At 61.8% G+C, this 14,385-nt stretch carries 18 protein-coding genes; 12 read left to right on the forward strand and 6 right to left on the reverse strand.

Annotated features, from left to right (window positions below):
- Positions 1-20: 20 nt before the first annotated feature.
- The 5 genes from CXP40_RS17180 to CXP40_RS17200 all read left to right on the forward strand — a co-directional run bounded on the left by CXP40_RS17180 (position 21) and on the right by CXP40_RS17200 (position 3,339).
- Positions 21-1,106, forward strand: a complete 1,086-nt coding sequence (locus tag CXP40_RS17180) for a 5-(carboxyamino)imidazole ribonucleotide synthase (RefSeq protein ID WP_106734750.1) — start codon at positions 21-23, stop codon at positions 1,104-1,106.
- Between the two features lie 54 nt (positions 1,107-1,160).
- A complete protein-coding gene (locus CXP40_RS17185; RefSeq protein ID WP_106734751.1) occupies positions 1,161-1,925 on the forward strand; it encodes an ABC transporter substrate-binding protein in 765 nt (254 codons plus the stop codon).
- Positions 1,926-1,991: 66 nt separating this feature from the next.
- Complete coding sequence (locus tag CXP40_RS17190; RefSeq protein WP_024306226.1) at positions 1,992-2,237, forward strand: GlsB/YeaQ/YmgE family stress response membrane protein; 246 nt, start codon at positions 1,992-1,994, stop codon at positions 2,235-2,237.
- A 63-nt stretch (positions 2,238-2,300) separates the two neighbouring features.
- A complete protein-coding gene (locus CXP40_RS17195) occupies positions 2,301-2,834 on the forward strand; it encodes a DUF3299 domain-containing protein (protein ID WP_106734752.1) in 534 nt (177 codons plus the stop codon).
- A 31-nt stretch (positions 2,835-2,865) separates the two neighbouring features.
- Positions 2,866-3,339, forward strand: coding sequence for an FAD/FMN-containing dehydrogenase (locus CXP40_RS17200; RefSeq protein WP_106734753.1), 474 nt, complete (start codon positions 2,866-2,868; stop codon positions 3,337-3,339).
- Here the strand turns inward: CXP40_RS17200 and CXP40_RS17205 are convergent.
- The 3 genes from CXP40_RS17205 to CXP40_RS17215 form a co-directional block, all read right to left on the reverse strand.
- Positions 3,332-4,234 carry a D-hexose-6-phosphate mutarotase gene (locus tag CXP40_RS17205; RefSeq protein ID WP_106734754.1) on the reverse strand — a complete coding sequence of 301 codons (903 nt, stop codon included), beginning with the start codon at positions 4,232-4,234 and terminating at the stop codon, positions 3,332-3,334. The two genes, CXP40_RS17200 and CXP40_RS17205, sit on opposite strands and share 8 nt — an antisense overlap.
- Positions 4,235-4,333: 99 nt before the next feature.
- The gene (locus CXP40_RS17210) at positions 4,334-5,710 is read right to left on the reverse strand and encodes a TRAP transporter large permease subunit (RefSeq protein ID WP_106734755.1); all 1,377 of its coding nucleotides are present in this window, start codon (positions 5,708-5,710) and stop codon (positions 4,334-4,336) included.
- Entirely contained in the window at positions 5,703-6,245 is a 543-nt protein-coding gene (locus CXP40_RS17215) for a TRAP transporter small permease subunit (RefSeq protein WP_106734756.1), read from the reverse strand. The genes CXP40_RS17210 and CXP40_RS17215 overlap by 8 nt, the downstream gene beginning before the upstream one ends.
- Positions 6,246-6,432: 187 nt before the next feature.
- Here CXP40_RS17215 and CXP40_RS17220 point away from each other — a divergent pair, with 187 nt between their 5' ends.
- The 3 genes from CXP40_RS17220 (at position 6,433) to CXP40_RS17230 (ending at position 10,194) form a co-directional block, all read left to right on the forward strand.
- Positions 6,433-7,533 (forward strand): TRAP transporter substrate-binding protein, encoded by a 1,101-nt coding sequence (locus CXP40_RS17220; RefSeq protein WP_072425091.1) that lies wholly within the window; start codon positions 6,433-6,435, stop codon positions 7,531-7,533.
- A 635-nt stretch (positions 7,534-8,168) separates the two neighbouring features.
- On the forward strand, positions 8,169-9,518 hold the full coding sequence (locus CXP40_RS17225) for a cache domain-containing protein (RefSeq protein ID WP_106734757.1): 1,350 nt from the start codon (positions 8,169-8,171) through the stop codon (positions 9,516-9,518).
- A gap of 43 nt (positions 9,519-9,561) precedes the next feature.
- Entirely contained in the window at positions 9,562-10,194 is a 633-nt protein-coding gene (locus tag CXP40_RS17230; protein ID WP_106734758.1) for a response regulator transcription factor, read from the forward strand.
- Between the two features lie 132 nt (positions 10,195-10,326).
- Here CXP40_RS17230 and CXP40_RS17235 read toward each other — a convergent pair whose 3' ends face one another.
- On the reverse strand, positions 10,327-10,728 hold the full coding sequence (locus CXP40_RS17235) for an acyl-CoA thioesterase (protein ID WP_064493685.1): 402 nt from the start codon (positions 10,726-10,728) through the stop codon (positions 10,327-10,329).
- Between the two features lie 374 nt (positions 10,729-11,102).
- On the opposite strand from CXP40_RS17235, the gene CXP40_RS17240 reads away from it, so the two are divergent.
- From CXP40_RS17240 to CXP40_RS17255, 4 genes are all read left to right on the forward strand, one after another.
- Positions 11,103-11,300, forward strand: a complete 198-nt coding sequence (locus CXP40_RS17240) for a hypothetical protein (protein WP_099524987.1) — start codon at positions 11,103-11,105, stop codon at positions 11,298-11,300.
- 19 nt (positions 11,301-11,319) lie between these two features.
- Positions 11,320-11,484, forward strand: coding sequence for a DUF1328 domain-containing protein (locus CXP40_RS17245; RefSeq protein ID WP_017676339.1), 165 nt, complete (start codon positions 11,320-11,322; stop codon positions 11,482-11,484).
- A 10-nt stretch (positions 11,485-11,494) separates the two neighbouring features.
- Entirely contained in the window at positions 11,495-11,956 is a 462-nt protein-coding gene (locus CXP40_RS17250) for an inhibitor of vertebrate lysozyme family protein (protein ID WP_099524988.1), read from the forward strand.
- A 158-nt stretch (positions 11,957-12,114) separates the two neighbouring features.
- Positions 12,115-13,344, forward strand: coding sequence for a nucleoside recognition domain-containing protein (locus CXP40_RS17255; protein ID WP_099524989.1), 1,230 nt, complete (start codon positions 12,115-12,117; stop codon positions 13,342-13,344).
- A 21-nt stretch (positions 13,345-13,365) separates the two neighbouring features.
- Here the strand turns inward: CXP40_RS17255 and CXP40_RS17260 are convergent, their stop codons facing one another.
- Positions 13,366-13,947 (reverse strand): hypothetical protein, encoded by a 582-nt coding sequence (locus CXP40_RS17260; RefSeq protein ID WP_099524990.1) that lies wholly within the window; start codon positions 13,945-13,947, stop codon positions 13,366-13,368.
- Positions 13,948-14,056: 109 nt separating this feature from the next.
- A complete protein-coding gene (locus CXP40_RS17265; RefSeq protein ID WP_099524991.1) occupies positions 14,057-14,272 on the reverse strand; it encodes a dodecin in 216 nt (71 codons plus the stop codon).
- Between the last annotated feature and the right edge of the window lie 113 nt (positions 14,273-14,385).

Raw genomic sequence — 14,385 nt, forward strand, 5'->3', positions numbered from 1 at the left:
GCTGAAAAAGGGGCTTTGTTATGAAAATCGGTGTGATCGGTGGCGGCCAACTGGGCCGCATGATGGCCTTGGCGGGCACCCCGCTGGGCATGAACTTCGCTTTCCTCGACCCGGCGCCGGACGCCTGCGCGCAGGCGCTCGGCGAGCATATCCGTGCCGACTACGGCGACCAGGATCATCTGCGCCAGCTGGCCGACGAGGTCGACCTGGTCACCTTCGAATTCGAGAGCGTGCCAGCGGAAACCGTGGCCTTCCTCTCGCAGTTCGTGCCGGTCTACCCGAGCGCGCAAGCCCTGCGCCTCGCCCGTGACCGCTGGTTCGAGAAGTCCATGTTCCGTGAGCTGGGCATCCCCACACCGGAGTTCGCCGATATCCAGTCGCAGGCCGACCTCGACGCTGCGGTTGCCAGCATTGGCCTGCCAGCGGTGATGAAGACCCGTACCCTGGGCTATGACGGCAAGGGCCAGAAGGTGCTTCGTAAGCCGGAAGACGTCACCGACGCCTTCGCCGAACTGGGCAGCGTGCCGTGCATCCTCGAAGGCTTCGTGCCGTTCACCGGCGAGGTGTCGCTGATCGCCGTGCGCGCCCGTGACGGTGAAACGCGCTTCTACCCGCTGGTGCACAACACCCACGACAGCGGCATTCTCGCCCTGTCCATCGCCAGCACCGATCACCCGCTGCAGGCGCTGGCCGAAGACTACGTCGGCCGCGTACTGGACAAGCTCGATTACGTCGGCGTGCTGGCCTTCGAGTTCTTCGAAGTCGACGGCGGCCTCAAGGCCAACGAGATCGCCCCGCGCGTGCACAACTCCGGGCACTGGACCATCGAAGGCGCCGAGTGCAGCCAGTTCGAGAACCACCTGCGCGCCGTCGCCGGCCTGCCGTTGGGCTCCACCGCCAAGCTGGGCGAGAGCGCCATGCTCAACTTCATCGGTGAAGTGCCGCCGGTGGACAAGGTGATCAACATCGCTGACTGCCACCTGCACCACTACGGCAAGGCCTTCAAGGCTGGGCGCAAGGTTGGCCACGCCACCCTGCGCAGTGCCGACCGCGCCACATTGGATGCGCGTATCGCCGACGTTCAGGCGCTGATCGCCGAAGACTGACAGATCGATTCGCAGCTAGACTCTTGAACGACGGTGGTCGTTCAAGAGCCCCCCATGAAGCGTCTTCTTTCCTTACTGCCGTTACTGTTTTCGCTGACCTGTGTTGGCGCGCCAGAGGTGCTGCGCGTCGACTTTCGCGAACGACCGCCGGAAATGCGAGCTGTCGACGGGCTGCCCAGCGGCCCGCTGATCAGCGTACTGGAAACGGCCGCACACCGTATCGGGGTGGATCTGCAGTGGCGTGAAGCGCCCTTCCTGCGCAGTCTTGAGGACCTGCGCTCCGGGCGAGTCGACCTGGTGCCACGCGTGCTGCTCACTCAACAGCGCCGCGAGTACATCCATTTCCTGCCCAGCATCGGCAGTCAGCAACTGAACGTTCGCTTCGTCGTGCGCCCTGGGGAAGAAGCCAGGCTGAGCCGCTACGCGGATCTGTACGAGCTGTCTCTGGGTGTTAAACGCGGTACGTCCTATTTCGAACCTTTCGACAGCGATGACCTGCTCGGCCGCGCCTATGCCAGCGACGATGCGCAGCTGGCCGCGATGTTCCGGGCTGGGCGCCTGGACACCATCGCGGTGATCGACGCCGTACCGATGGAGGCGCAATTCCAGGCCATGAACTTTCGCGCCTACAGCTACGCGCACTACACCCACCAGCAGGTACTGGGCAACCACTTCGGCGCATCGCTGAAACGCTACCAGAGCGACCGACGCGAGCTCTATGACCGCCTAGGCGCTGAACTGCAACGCATGCGTGAAGAGGGCGAAGTTGCCCTGATCTACCGCCGTTATGGCGTTCTGCCGCCAGACGAGGCGAACTGATAGCCCCGTTGACTTGTCTCATGACGCGCCTGCCGCACACGCGGCACTCATCAAGGAGATACGCCAATGGGCATTATCGGCACCATTTTCATCGGCCTGATCGTCGGTCTGGTCGCACGCTTTCTCAAACCCGGCGATGACAGCATGGGCTGGATCATGACCATCCTGCTTGGCATCGGCGGCTCCATTGCCGCGACCTACGGCGGGCAGGCGCTGGGCATCTACGAAGCTGGCCAGGCGGCCGGTTTCATCGGCGCAGTGATCGGCGCCATCGTTCTGCTGGTAATCTACGGCGCGATCAAGAAGGGCTGACAAGCCCAGCCAGGAGCCGACTTGTCGGCTCCTCGTTTACGCCGCCACGAGATGCCATACCCCATGCGCCACTTGCTGCTCGCCCTACTCTTTTGTACCGGCCTGGCCCACGCCGAACTGCCGGAAACCGACTGGCTCGATTTGATGCCACCCGAAGACCGAAAGGCCCTCGAGGAAATGCCCGAGATCAGTCACGACAGTCCTGAAGGCGACAGCACCTTCTACAGTGAGGGCGGCCTGCGCCAGCAGGATCAGGATCTGCCGGCAGTGATGTACTCCGCCAAGACCGTGCCCGAACTCGACGGCAAGGCCATCCGCCTGGGCGGCTATCCGGTGCCGCTGGAAAACGACGAGAAAGGCAACAGCACGCTGTTCTTCCTGGTGCCCTATCCGGGCGCCTGCATACACGTGCCGCCACCACCGCCCAATCAGCTTGTCCTGGTGCGCTACCCGAAAGGCATCCCGCTCGACGACATCTACGCCCCGCTGTGGGTCAGTGGCGCGCTGAAGGTGGAGCAGGTCAGCAACGACCTGGCCGACGCCGCTTATGCCATGGATGCCGGCGAAGTACGCTTGGTGACCGACGAAGACCTCTAACTGCCTGCCATCCCCTGCTAGGAGTTCCAGCATGAAAGCTGCTGCCCTGCTGTTGCTGTGCCTGCTGTCCACCGCTGCACTGGCCCTGGAGCCCGGCGAGCGCCTGGCGCCCTGGACGCTGCTCGATCAGTTCGACGCGCCCTACACCCTGAACGACGAAACGCAGATCCTACTGGTCGCGCGCGACATGGATGGCGCCAAACTGGTCAACGCCGCTCTGGAAGGCAAACCCAAAGGCTATCTGGAACAGCGCCAGGCAGTCTTCCTCGCCGACGTCAGCCGCATGCCCCGTATCATCGCCACGCTCTTCGCCCTGCCGAAGATGCGCGACTATAACTACCGCATCCTCCTCGACCGCGACGCCCGCATCGCTCCGCGCTACCCGGCGGCGGAAGGCAAAGTGCTGTGGTTGCAGCTAAAGGATGGGCAGTTGGTTCAGCAACAGACCTTTACCAGCGCCGAGCCGCTTCGCCAGGCGCTGGAGCAGCAGGGCAGCGCTAACTAGCTAGCGGCTCGCTGGACAGGCGCAACTCAAGCCGATGACGCTCATCGGCTTTCAGCTGCACGATGTCTTCCAGCACGTTGGCCGTCTCGATGCAAAGCATGTTCTGCCAGGCCTCGTCGGGGAACTGCGACAGGCGCTTGGCCTTGTCGACCCAGGGATTCCACAGCACAGCCGAACGTGAACCACGAGCATCCAGATGGATGCGCCGACCCCAGCCCGGATCGACGATGCTCAGTCGCGCGGCGGTGTCGAAGTAGATGCGATCGGTCTCCGCATCGAACACCAGCGCTTCCTGCTGACGCAGCTCCTGCCAGTCCTGCAAGGTGTCGATATAGCGGCAGCCCTGCAGCCCCTCGACGCTGACCTGGCGCACGTCGCTGACGGCGAAGTAGCTGTGCAGCGCCTGGCTCAGTGTCAGCGGCTCCGTACCGCGATTGTGGGTTTCCAGGCTCATGCCGAGATCGTCTGCCAGGCGCACGACGAAGGTCAGGCCGACATCCCTGGGCCAGCCCTCCAGCGGCTGAGTGCGCGTGTCGTAGGCAAAGCGCAGGGTGACAGCGTCGTCCTCCTCGTCGATGCCCAGCAACTCCCAGTCCAATGCACGCACCAGGCCATGGGCCGGCGCCTGCTCGAGGTGATAGTGCGCCTGCACGGCCTGCGGATTGCGGCGCAGATCTCCGAACCAGGGCCAGCACACCGGCACACCACCACGCACGCTTTGGCCATGCTGATAGGCTGCATCCGGGCTTAGCCAGATCAGCGGCGGCTGCTCACCCTGCTGGTAACTGAGAATCTGCGCCCCCTGCTGGGCTACCAGCAATTCGCTGCCGGCAGCACGAATGCGCCAGCAGACCAGTTGATCCAGTTCCACGCGTTCGACTTGGGCGGTGCTCATGACGACCTCTCGTTGAGATAGATGACCAATAGTGTGACAACGCAAAAAGCAAAACGCCCATCACGAGGACGGGCGTTTTGCCAAACCAGCCAGCGAGACTTACTTGCCGTAGACCTGCTCCGGCAGCCAAGTAATCAGCCCTGGGAAGATATAGGCGATCACCAGCAGCAGAATCTGGATCAGGATAAACGGCACCACACCTTTGTAGATGGTACTGGTGGGAATGCTCGCCGGTGTCACGCCACGCAGATAGAACAGCGCGAAGCCGAAGGGCGGGGTAAGGAAGGATGTCTGCAGGTTAAGTGCGATCATCACGCCCAGCCAGATCGGATCGAGCCCCATGGCCAGCAGTACCGGACCGACGATCGGCACCACCACGAAGGTGATCTCGATGAAGTCGAGGATGAAGCCGAGCAGGAAGATCACCAGCATCACCAGGAAGAACGCGCCGAGCACACCGCCTGGCAGTTGGGCGAACACGTCCTCGATCAATACTTCGCCGCCGAAGCCGCGGAACACCAGGGAGAACAGCGACGCGCCGATCAGGATCATGAAGACCATGGCACTGATTTCGGTGGTGCCGTAGGCCACTTCCTTGAGCTGGCCGAAGTTCAGCTTGCCCTTGCTGAAGGCCAGCAGCATCGCACCTACGGCGCCCAGCGCAGCGGCTTCAGTTGGCGTAGCGTAGCCAGCGAGGATCGAGCCTAGCACTGCGCCGATCAGGATCAGCGGCGGAATCAGCGCCTTGCCCAGCTTGCCCCATTCGATCGGGCCGAGTTCTTCTTGCGGCAGCGCCGGCAGTTTCTTCGGCTGCAGGATGGCGACAGCGATGATGTAGACGATATACAGACCGACCAGCAGCAGACCGGGCAGCAGAGCGCCGACGAACAGGTCGCCAACCGAGACGGTCTTCGGCGAGAAGATGCCCATCTTCAGCTGCGCCTGCTGATAGGCGCTGGACATCACGTCACCCAGCAGTACCAAGACGATGGACGGCGGAATGATCTGCCCCAGGGTGCCGGTAGCAGCCAGAGTGCCGGTGGAAATGGCCGGATCATAGCCACGGCGCAACATGGTCGGCAGCGCCAGCAGGCCCATGGTCACCACGGTGGCACCGACGATACCGGTGGAAGCGGCCAGCAGGGCACCGACCACGCACACGGAGATGGCCAGGCCGCCACGCAGCGTGCCGAACAGGCGCGACATGGACTCGAGCAGATCCTCGGCCACCCGTGAACGTTCCAGCATCACCCCCATGAACACGAACAGCGGCACGGCGAGCATCGTCTGGTTGTTCATGATGCCGAACAGACGGTTCGGCAGGGCGCTGAGGTAACCAGGATCAAAGGTGCCCGTGACGACACCGATGGCGGCGAACAGCAGGGAAACCCCAGCCAGGGTGAACGCCACCGGGAAGCCGGCCATCAGGGCCACACAGATACTGACGAACAGCAGAATCGCCATCAACTCAGCCATGTTTCACCTCCGGAGCAGGCAGGCGACCGCTGAAGACGTAGATTGCCTTGATCAGATTGGAAATACCTTGCAGCACCAGGCTGACAACCAGTGCCAGGATGATGCTTTTCTGCAGGTAGACGAACTTGAGGCCGCCAGATTCGCTGGACGCTTCGAACGTCGACCAGGAGTTACTGACGTAGTCCCAGCTGGCCCAGCCGAGGAACAGCGCTACCGGCAGGAGGAACAGAAGATTACCGAAGATCTCGACCAGCGCCTGACGGCGGCCGCTGAACTTCTGATAGAAGATGTCCACGCGCACGTGGCCGTTGCGTTGTAGCACCCAGGCCGCTGCGCCCATGAACACCAGTGCGTGAGCGTAAAGCACCGCTTCCTGCAGGGCTGTCGCGCCGATACCGAAACCGTAACGCAGCACCACGACGATGGCTGTACCGATTACCAGGAATATCGTCAGCCAGGCGCAAGCCTTGCCAAAGAGGGCGTTGCACGCATCAATGAAGCGCGCCAACCCGAGTAGAGGGGGGGGATTGGGCATGGCAGATCCTTATTCTTATTGCCAAGGGGCTCGGAATTCTAGGGGGTCACTCCAGAGCATCGCAACCCGCAATACTACGTACGTAGTCGCTGCGCTTGAGTGATGCTACTGCCTATGATAGTCAGAACGCTCTGAATGCTGGCGATCCTGGTGTTCGGGTAATTAGTACAACAACAAGGAGCATTGCATGAAACGTCGCGACATACTCGCCGCAGCGGGCGTAGGCCTTGCAGCAACCGCACTGGCCGGCTGTAAAGAAGATTCCAAGAGCGCCGCAGCACCCCAAGAGGGTTCGAGTGCTCAGACCTTCAACTGGAAGATGGTCACCTCCTGGCCAAAGAACTTCCCGGGCGTCGGCGTCGGAGCCGAGCGCTTCGCCAAGCTGGTCGATGAAATGAGCAACGGCCGCCTGAAGGTCAAGGTGTACGCTGCCGGTGAGCTGGTGCCAGCCCTGGAAGTGTTCGATGCAGTCTCTCGCGGCACCGCCGAAATGGGTCACGGCGCGCCGTACTACTGGAAAGGCAAGGTGCCGGCTGCGCAATTCTTCTGCGCCTCGCCGTTCGGCCCGAATGCCCAGGAAATGAATGCCTGGCTGCACCGTGGCGGCGGTCAGCAGCTGTGGGAAGAGGTCTACAAACCGTTCGGCGTACTGCCGATGGCCTGCGGCAACACCGGCGTGCAGACCGCCGGCTGGTTCAACAAGGAAATGAACTCGGTCGACGACTTCAAAGGCCTGAAGATGCGTACCCCGGGTCTGGGTGGCGAAGTGCTGACCAAGATGGGCGGCACCGTGGTCAACATGCCGGCCGGTGAAATTTTCACCGCCATGCAGACCGGCGCCATCGACGCCACCGAGTGGATCGGCCCATACAACGACCTGGCCCTCGGCCTGCACAAAGCAGCCAAGTACTACTACACCCCGGGCTGGCAGGAGCCGAGCGTTCTGTTCGAGCTGGACGTCAACATCAAGGCCTGGGAAACCCTGCCGCCAGATCTGCAAGCCATCGTTCGCGCGGCTGCTCGTGACGTCAACGGCGACATGCTCGACGATTACAACGCCAAGAACATGGAGGCCATGGAGCAGCTCAAGGCCGACGGCGTGGAAGTTCGCCGCCTGCCGGACGAAGTCCTGGCACGCCTGAAGGAAGTGGCTGCCGAGGTGGTCGATGCCAGCGCTGCGGCCGATCCGGCGGCAACCAAAGTTTGGGAACATCAGAAGGCCTATCTCAAGCGCCTGTACGAATACGCGGAAAGCAACGAGAAGGATATCTACAACATCCGTGGCTGATCCACGAGCCAGGAAAACGTCGGCATCGCGCTGAGAGCCGTTCGCTTTAGTCTGGTAAATATCGAAGACCCGGTGAAGTCACCGGGTCTTCGATCCGCTACAAGCCCCATATTCAGTGCCTCCAGTCAGTGGAGCCCTTCACCTGGTGGTTCTGTATCGCTCGAGAGCATCGAGCAGATCTTTCAATCTGGTTCGAGCTGTACACCCCGCCTAGCCGCTCACGTTCGGCCATTCCCCCGAGAACAAGACGCGAACGACACCGTCGATGCGAGGTGCAAGCACGAGGCGGCACCATGCAGGCTGGACCTGCTGCAAAGCCAAGCGCGGCAATCAAGGCGGAACGGGCCGCAGAAGCCGGCGCGCGGGTTGGCCATGGTTGCCGACGAAGTGCGTGCATCGGCCATCCGCACCCAGCAAAGCACGCTGGAAACTCAGGTATGATCGACCGCCTGCAGGTAGGCAGCGAAGACACAATGAACGCGATGCGCCACTCCAGCGATGCCGGCATGCCGACACCGGGCAGGTGAGCCAGGTCAGCAAGCCTCGGCCCCGCCGAACGCCGCCAGAACCCGGTTACTCCGCTGCATCGACTGCGCATCTATTTTTGCTTTGTTCTTTCCCTGAATACGTAACCCATGCAACTCAAACACAAGATCGTCGCACTCAGCGTACTGCCGTTGCTGCTGGCCGTGGCGGCCGTCTGTGTACTGGTTTTTTTTCAGAATCAGCGCCTGGGTGAACAACAGGCGCGCCTGATCGAAGACAGCATCCTGGCGAGTAAGCGCCTTGAGCTCAAACACTATGTGGAGACGGCACTCAGCATCATTTCTCCGCTCTACGAAAGCGGCCGCGACGACGCCGAGATCAAACAACAGGTGCTGGGGGTGCTGGCCAGAATCAGCTTCGGCAGCGATGGTTACTTCTTCGTATACGACAGCAACGGGCGCAGCCTGATGCACCCGCGTCAGGGCGAGTTGGTCGGTCAGGATTTATGGAACATGACCGACCCGCGCGGCTTACTGGTCATTCAAGCCCTGATACGAAGCGCGCAGAGCGGAGATGGCTTCCAGCACTACGCCTGGCAGAAACCATCGACCGGCGAGGTGACCGACAAGCTGGCCTATGTGGTCATGCTTGAGCGCTGGGGCTGGATGCTCGGCACAGGGATTTATCTGGAGGACGTCGACCAAGCAATCGTCCAGGTGCATGACGAGGCCACCAATGGCATTCACGCCACCATGCTGGCGATTGCCGGCCTGGCCCTGGTCGCGGTGTTGCTGGTATTCGCCGGTGGCCTGGCCCTGAACCTCAGCGAGCATCGCCTGGCGGATCGCAAGCTGCAGTTGCTCACCCAGCGCATTGTCAGCATGCAGGAAGAGGAGCGTTCGCGCGTCTCACGTGAACTGCACGACGGCATCAGCCAACTGCTGGCTTCGATCAAGTTCCAGTTCGAATTGGCCAGCCTTGAACTGACCTCAGGCAATCAACAAGGGCTTGAAACGCTACACAAGGGTACCGAGCGGCTGGCGGGCGCCATCGGCGAAGTGCGGCGGATTTCTCACGACCTGCACCCCTCGCTACTCGACACCCTTGGCCTGCCCGCAGCGATTGGTCAGCTGGTCGCCGAGTTCGAGCAACGAAGCGGCCTGCTGATCGACTACAAGAACGACCTGGGCGATACACTACTCAACGATGGAATGGCAGTTGCCCTGTTCAGGATTCTGCAGGAAGCGTTGACCAACATCGAACGCCACGCGCAGGCGAACACCATTGTCATTAGCCTCGACGGCCGAACGCGACGGGTGCATTTGCGGGTTCGCGACGACGGCGTCGGTTTCAGCTCCAGGCATTTCGACACTCTTACTGGCGGGATTGGTTTGCGTAACATCCGTCAACGTGTGGAGCATTTTGGCGGGCGCTTTGCCCTTACATCGCGACCCGGCCACACGGAGTTGATGGTGACGCTGCCGTTACCGATACCCTAGCTCTGCTGACTGAAGCACCCAAAACAACAAGAGCGCGCCCTACATGACCGCTGCCACCATACGAATTGCTCTGATAGACGACCATGCCCTGGTACGCGAAGGTATTCGCGCACTGCTCGAGGTGCTGCCTCATTTCGAGGTCGTCGGCGAGGCCGGCAGTGGTGCCGAAGCGTTCGAGCTGATGCAACGCACCCCAGTCGACATCCTGCTGATGGATGTTGGCTTGCGCGATATCAATGGATTGGAACTGACCCGCCAGTTGCGCGAACGCTACCCGGCCATCAGGGTGTTGATGCTGAGCATGTACGACAATCAGGAGTATGTGAGCAGCTCGCTGGCGGTGGGTGCCAGTGGCTACGTTTTGAAAGAAGCGCCCTCGCGCGAAATCGTCGCAGCTATCGAAGCCATTGCAGCCGGTGGCAGCTTCTACAGCGGAGATATCGCGCGCAAGTTGGTCAAGCCCACCCCGAACGAAGACGAACTGACCCCACGCGAACGCGAGGTGCTACTGATGCTCGCCCAAGGTCTGAATAACAAAGTCATGGCCCGCGCTCTGCAGATCAGCGTACGCACCGTCGAAACCCATCGCCTGAGCATCAGGCGCAAACTGGCGATCGACAAGCCGGCAGACCTGCTCAAGCACGCGCTGGCCCATGGCTGGGTTCCCTACGACTAGCGGGCCGTTAACCCGCACGAGAACGCATATAGTGTGGAAAAGACCTTAATAGCGTCCGGCCGCTAGAGACTCGGTCATTGACGGGAGTCGCCTTGGGTTTTTGATCGGCTCGGGCTATGGCCTTTGGTGGCCTTAGCGACGCGGCGGCACCGGACGAGTGCGGCCACTGCCGTCGATGGCGACGAACACGAACACCGCTTCGGTGACCTTGCGCCACTCGTTGGACAGCGGATCGTCGCTCCACACCTCGACCATCATCTGAATCGAACTGCGGCCGATTTCCAGTGCCTGGGTGTAGAAGGAGAGCTGCGCGCCCACCGATACCGGTACCAGAAAGGCCATGCGATCAATGGCGACGGTCGCCACGCGGCCACCTGCAACCTTGCTCGCCATCGCGGTACCAGCGAGGTCCATCTGCGACACCAGCCAGCCACCGTAGATATCACCGAAACCATTGGTCTCGCGCGGCAACGCGGTGATCTGCAGAGCGAGGTCGCCCTGGGGAATCGGGTCTTCCTGTTCGTAGTCGTTCATCGGTTCGAGACTCGCGGCGCGGTTGTTGTTCTGGGCGCGGAACCCGCATGGCACACGGGCGCAACGAGTATACCGACTGTGCAGTCGACGGGCGACCACTCTGGCAGGGCGCAAAACGCCACAGCCCATGCCCGGTCGGGCAAAACGCACGACCCGGCAAAACTCATTCGGGCAGTATGCCTACCACAAAATGCCATCACTTAACTGTAAGCGATTGATTTTAAAATACTTTTAATAAACAAAAAGTCTGGCACGGGTGCTGCACTAGTCCCAGTACGCAACTGGTCATGTACCGGTTGCAATGCGAAAACAAGGAAGAGACGGATATGCCACACACCCGAGCCATCCGCCTCCCACGCAACAGGAGAACCGCCATGTGGATAGTTGCTCTGGTGCTCGCCACCTTGCTGCTTCTGCTCAGTCTGACGCTCGCAAGCGTTGTACTGATTGGCCAGACCCTGTGCGCAAGCCGCAATACCGCCGAGCTGGAGCTGCCCACGGGCGCCGCGCCCCAGCCTGTGGACCCGAGCAACGCGCAAGACCCCTGGCCTGCCTGGGCCATTACCCACTGATCCATCAAGGAGAAACACCATGCTTAGTTGGGCAGTCACTTTCCTGATCATCGCCATCATCGCCGCAGTACTGGGCTTCGGTGGTATCGCCGGCACCGCTGCAGGTATCGCCAAGATTCTATTCGTGGTGTTCCTGGTGCTGTTCATCGTCTCGTTTGTCATGGGCCGCCGCCCGCGCCTCTAGGGAGACATAGATGCAATCGATCCACGCCATTGCCGCCGCCCTGCTGATGGGCGGCGCCCTGGCGGCTCAGGCCGCCGACCGCGACGCCAGTTTCCATCCAGGCGAGCTGCTCACCAGCAACACCGAGTACCGTGAAGCCTGGCAGGATCTGGTGAAGAACGAAGAGCGCTTGCCGGACTGGCTGATCAACCTCAGCGGCCTGTCCACTCCCATGCAGACAGTGGAAGCCGATAGCGATCGCTATCTGGTTGGCCAGATCTGCGAAGCGAACAGATGCTTCAATCAGCGCGCCTATGTCGCCTTCGAATGGGAAGACGACGATGCCTACGCGCTGTATGTGCAGGTACCGGATGGCCTGCCGGAAGACCGCGCGCCAAGCGAGCATGCCAGCCTGCGTTGGCTGGGCGAGCCGGACGAGGAAATCCAGCAGATGCTGATGGAACAGCTGCGCAGCGATCCCAACTGGTATTGAGTGACGGCAGTTTGCCGGCTGTCCCACAGACACCGCCGGCACGTTATCATCCCCCGCCATAACGGCATGCCCTCCTTCATCTGGCGCTTTGCGCCATCTTCTTCCTCAGGGAGAAGGCGATCAGGGAAGGCGTCGCTTGCCAATTTAGGGGGATCGCAATGCTCAATGGCCTGTGGCTGAGCTTTTTTCTGCTGGGAGCCGCTGCCGCTCTGGCACGCTGGCTGATTGGCGGTGATGCAGCCGTATTCGGCGCGATGGTCGAAAGCCTGTTCGCCATGGCCAAGCTCTCGGTGGAGCTGATGGTGGTGCTGTTCGGCACCCTGACACTCTGGCTGGGTCTACTGCGCATCGCCGAGAAGGCCGGGCTGGTCGATCTGCTCGCACGCATGCTGGGCCCATTATTCGCCCGCCTGATGCCGGAAGTGCCACGCGGCCATCCAGCGTTGGGGCTGATCAGCATGAACTTCGCCGCCAACGGCTTGGGGCTGGATAACGCCGCTACGCCGATCGGCCTCAAAGCCATGCGCGCCTTGCAGGATCTCAACCCCAGCGCCACCACGGCGAGCAATGCACAGATCCTGTTCCTGGTACTTAATACCTCCTCACTGACCCTGCTGCCGGTATCGATCTTCATGTACCGCGTGCAGCAAGGTGCTGAAGATCCCACCCTGGTATTTCTGCCGATCCTGCTGGCGACCAGCGCGTCGACCCTGGCAGGCCTGCTGGCGGTATCGGTGATGCAACGCCTGCGTTTGTGGGACCCGGTGGTGCTGGCCTACCTGATTCCCACCGCGCTGCTGCTCGGCGGCTTCATGGCCCTGCTCGCCGGCATGAGCGCCACGGCGCTGGCGGCGCTGTCATCGCTGCTCGGTAACCTCACCCTGTTCGGCTTGATCCTGATGTTTCTGGTGGTGGGCGCGCTGCGCAAGGTGGCGGTGTACGAGAGCTTCATCGACGGTGCCAAGGAAGGTTTCGACGTGGCCAAGAGCCTGCTGCCGTATCTGGTCGCCATGCTCTGCGCCATCGGCGTTCTGCGCGCATCCGGCGCGCTGGATTTCGGCCTCGACGGCATTCGCTGGCTGATCGAAGCGCTGGGCTGGGATACCCGCTTCGTCGATGCTCTGCCCACTGCGCTGATGAAACCCTTCTCCGGCGGTGCCGCGCGCGCCATGCTGATCGAAACCATGGAGAACTTCGGCGTCGACAGCTTCCCGGCGCTGGTTGCGGCGACGGTGCAGGGAAGTACCGAAACGACGTTCTACGTGCTGGCGGTGTACTTCGGGGCGGTCGGCCTGCAGCGCGCCCGCCATGCCGTGGGCTGCGCCTTGGTCGCCGATGCCGCCGGGATCATCGCCGCCATCGGCGTGTGCTACTGGTTCTTCGGCTGATCGCCGCGATGTCAGGGCTGCTCAGTCGGCGCCAAACCCCAGTTTGTCGCTCGCCCAGCTGAGCAACGGATCGCTGTGCTGGTATTCGCGCAACGCCAGCAGCTTGGGCGCGATGAATGCCTCGAAGTCCTCAGCCTGTTCGAAGTACACCCCGGTGAAAATGGTGAACATCGACTTGTTGCCGACCGTGGCATAGAACAGGTTGCCCACCGGCTCACCGTCCTGGGTCAGCAGCTTGAGGCTGGCGCGACTGGCCAGCTTGGTGTCCAGCGGCAGATCCTGTTGCACCAACCCGCTGTCACGCAGGCCGAACGAGGCGCCGAACGTCTCGGCGTAGCTGGTCATCAAGGCATCACCGGCGCGCGGGTAGAGAGAGACACCGCTGTAGAGGTAGAACCAGTCGCTGCCCTCGCTCTCGAAACTGAGGTCTATGCTGCGCGCAGCGTAGGTCACCAGCTTCTCGTAACGCCCCTCGTCCGGGGCCTCGTAGGCGGCGAAATCCTCGCCACTGAGCAGCAGTCGGCGCTCCTCGGCGAGAGGCGGTTCGTTGTCGACGCAGCCCGCGAGTGCGAGCAGGCTGAGCAGCAGCACGAGTCTGAACATGGCATTCCTCCCTGAATTGGCCCGCGCAGCTTGCCCGAACCGAGCACACCTCGCCAGCGACAGCCCTCGTCGCTGTGCGCGGTGCCACAGCCTGGCGACTGAGTGCCCGTCAGCTACCGCTCAGGCGAAAGCCAACCTTGAGCGTGACCTGATAGTGCCCCACCTTGCCATTCTCGATGTGGCCACGGGTGTCGATCACCTCGAACCAATCCATGTTGCGCACGCTTTTGGCGCATTCGGCCAGGGCATTTTCGATGGCTTCCTCGATGCTGGTGCGCGACGAGCCGACGATCTCGATCTTCTTGTAGGTGTGGTGAGTGGACATGACGGACTCCTGAGTGGTGAAGGTTCTTGTTCAGACTAGCCCGCCCCGTAGAAGTGTCATCTGTCGCACCCTTATCCGGCCTGCTGGAAAGCCGCCACGGGCTTTCCAGCGCC

Source organism: Pseudomonas sp. YY-1, assembly GCF_002843095.1.
GTDB classification, from domain to species: domain Bacteria; phylum Pseudomonadota; class Gammaproteobacteria; order Pseudomonadales; family Pseudomonadaceae; genus Aquipseudomonas; species Aquipseudomonas sediminis_A.

Bases quoted from the DNA above. Each gene is read 5' to 3' on its own strand.
- CXP40_RS17250 (WP_099524988.1), top strand. From the start codon at position 11,495: ATGCAATCGATCCACGCCATTGCCGCCGCCCTGCTGATGGGCGGCGCC.
- CXP40_RS17220 (WP_072425091.1), top strand. From the start codon at position 6,433: ATGAAACGTCGCGACATACTCGCCGCAGCGGGCGTAGGCCTTGCAGCA.
- CXP40_RS17215 (WP_106734756.1), bottom strand. From the start codon at position 6,245: ATGCCCAATCCCCCCCCTCTACTCGGGTTGGCGCGCTTCATTGATGCG.
- CXP40_RS17230 (WP_106734758.1), top strand. From the start codon at position 9,562: ATGACCGCTGCCACCATACGAATTGCTCTGATAGACGACCATGCCCTG.
- CXP40_RS17225 (WP_106734757.1), top strand. From the start codon at position 8,169: ATGCAACTCAAACACAAGATCGTCGCACTCAGCGTACTGCCGTTGCTG.
- CXP40_RS17240 (WP_099524987.1), top strand. From the start codon at position 11,103: ATGTGGATAGTTGCTCTGGTGCTCGCCACCTTGCTGCTTCTGCTCAGT.
- CXP40_RS17195 (WP_106734752.1), top strand. From the start codon at position 2,301: ATGCGCCACTTGCTGCTCGCCCTACTCTTTTGTACCGGCCTGGCCCAC.
- CXP40_RS17260 (WP_099524990.1), bottom strand. From the start codon at position 13,947: ATGTTCAGACTCGTGCTGCTGCTCAGCCTGCTCGCACTCGCGGGCTGC.
- CXP40_RS17190 (WP_024306226.1), top strand. From the start codon at position 1,992: ATGGGCATTATCGGCACCATTTTCATCGGCCTGATCGTCGGTCTGGTC.
- CXP40_RS17255 (WP_099524989.1), top strand. From the start codon at position 12,115: ATGCTCAATGGCCTGTGGCTGAGCTTTTTTCTGCTGGGAGCCGCTGCC.
- CXP40_RS17180 (WP_106734750.1), top strand. From the start codon at position 21: ATGAAAATCGGTGTGATCGGTGGCGGCCAACTGGGCCGCATGATGGCC.
- CXP40_RS17185 (WP_106734751.1), top strand. From the start codon at position 1,161: ATGAAGCGTCTTCTTTCCTTACTGCCGTTACTGTTTTCGCTGACCTGT.
- CXP40_RS17265 (WP_099524991.1), bottom strand. From the start codon at position 14,272: ATGTCCACTCACCACACCTACAAGAAGATCGAGATCGTCGGCTCGTCG.
- CXP40_RS17205 (WP_106734754.1), bottom strand. From the start codon at position 4,234: ATGAGCACCGCCCAAGTCGAACGCGTGGAACTGGATCAACTGGTCTGC.
- CXP40_RS17210 (WP_106734755.1), bottom strand. From the start codon at position 5,710: ATGGCTGAGTTGATGGCGATTCTGCTGTTCGTCAGTATCTGTGTGGCC.
- CXP40_RS17245 (WP_017676339.1), top strand. From the start codon at position 11,320: ATGCTTAGTTGGGCAGTCACTTTCCTGATCATCGCCATCATCGCCGCA.
- CXP40_RS17235 (WP_064493685.1), bottom strand. From the start codon at position 10,728: ATGAACGACTACGAACAGGAAGACCCGATTCCCCAGGGCGACCTCGCT.
- CXP40_RS17200 (WP_106734753.1), top strand. From the start codon at position 2,866: ATGAAAGCTGCTGCCCTGCTGTTGCTGTGCCTGCTGTCCACCGCTGCA.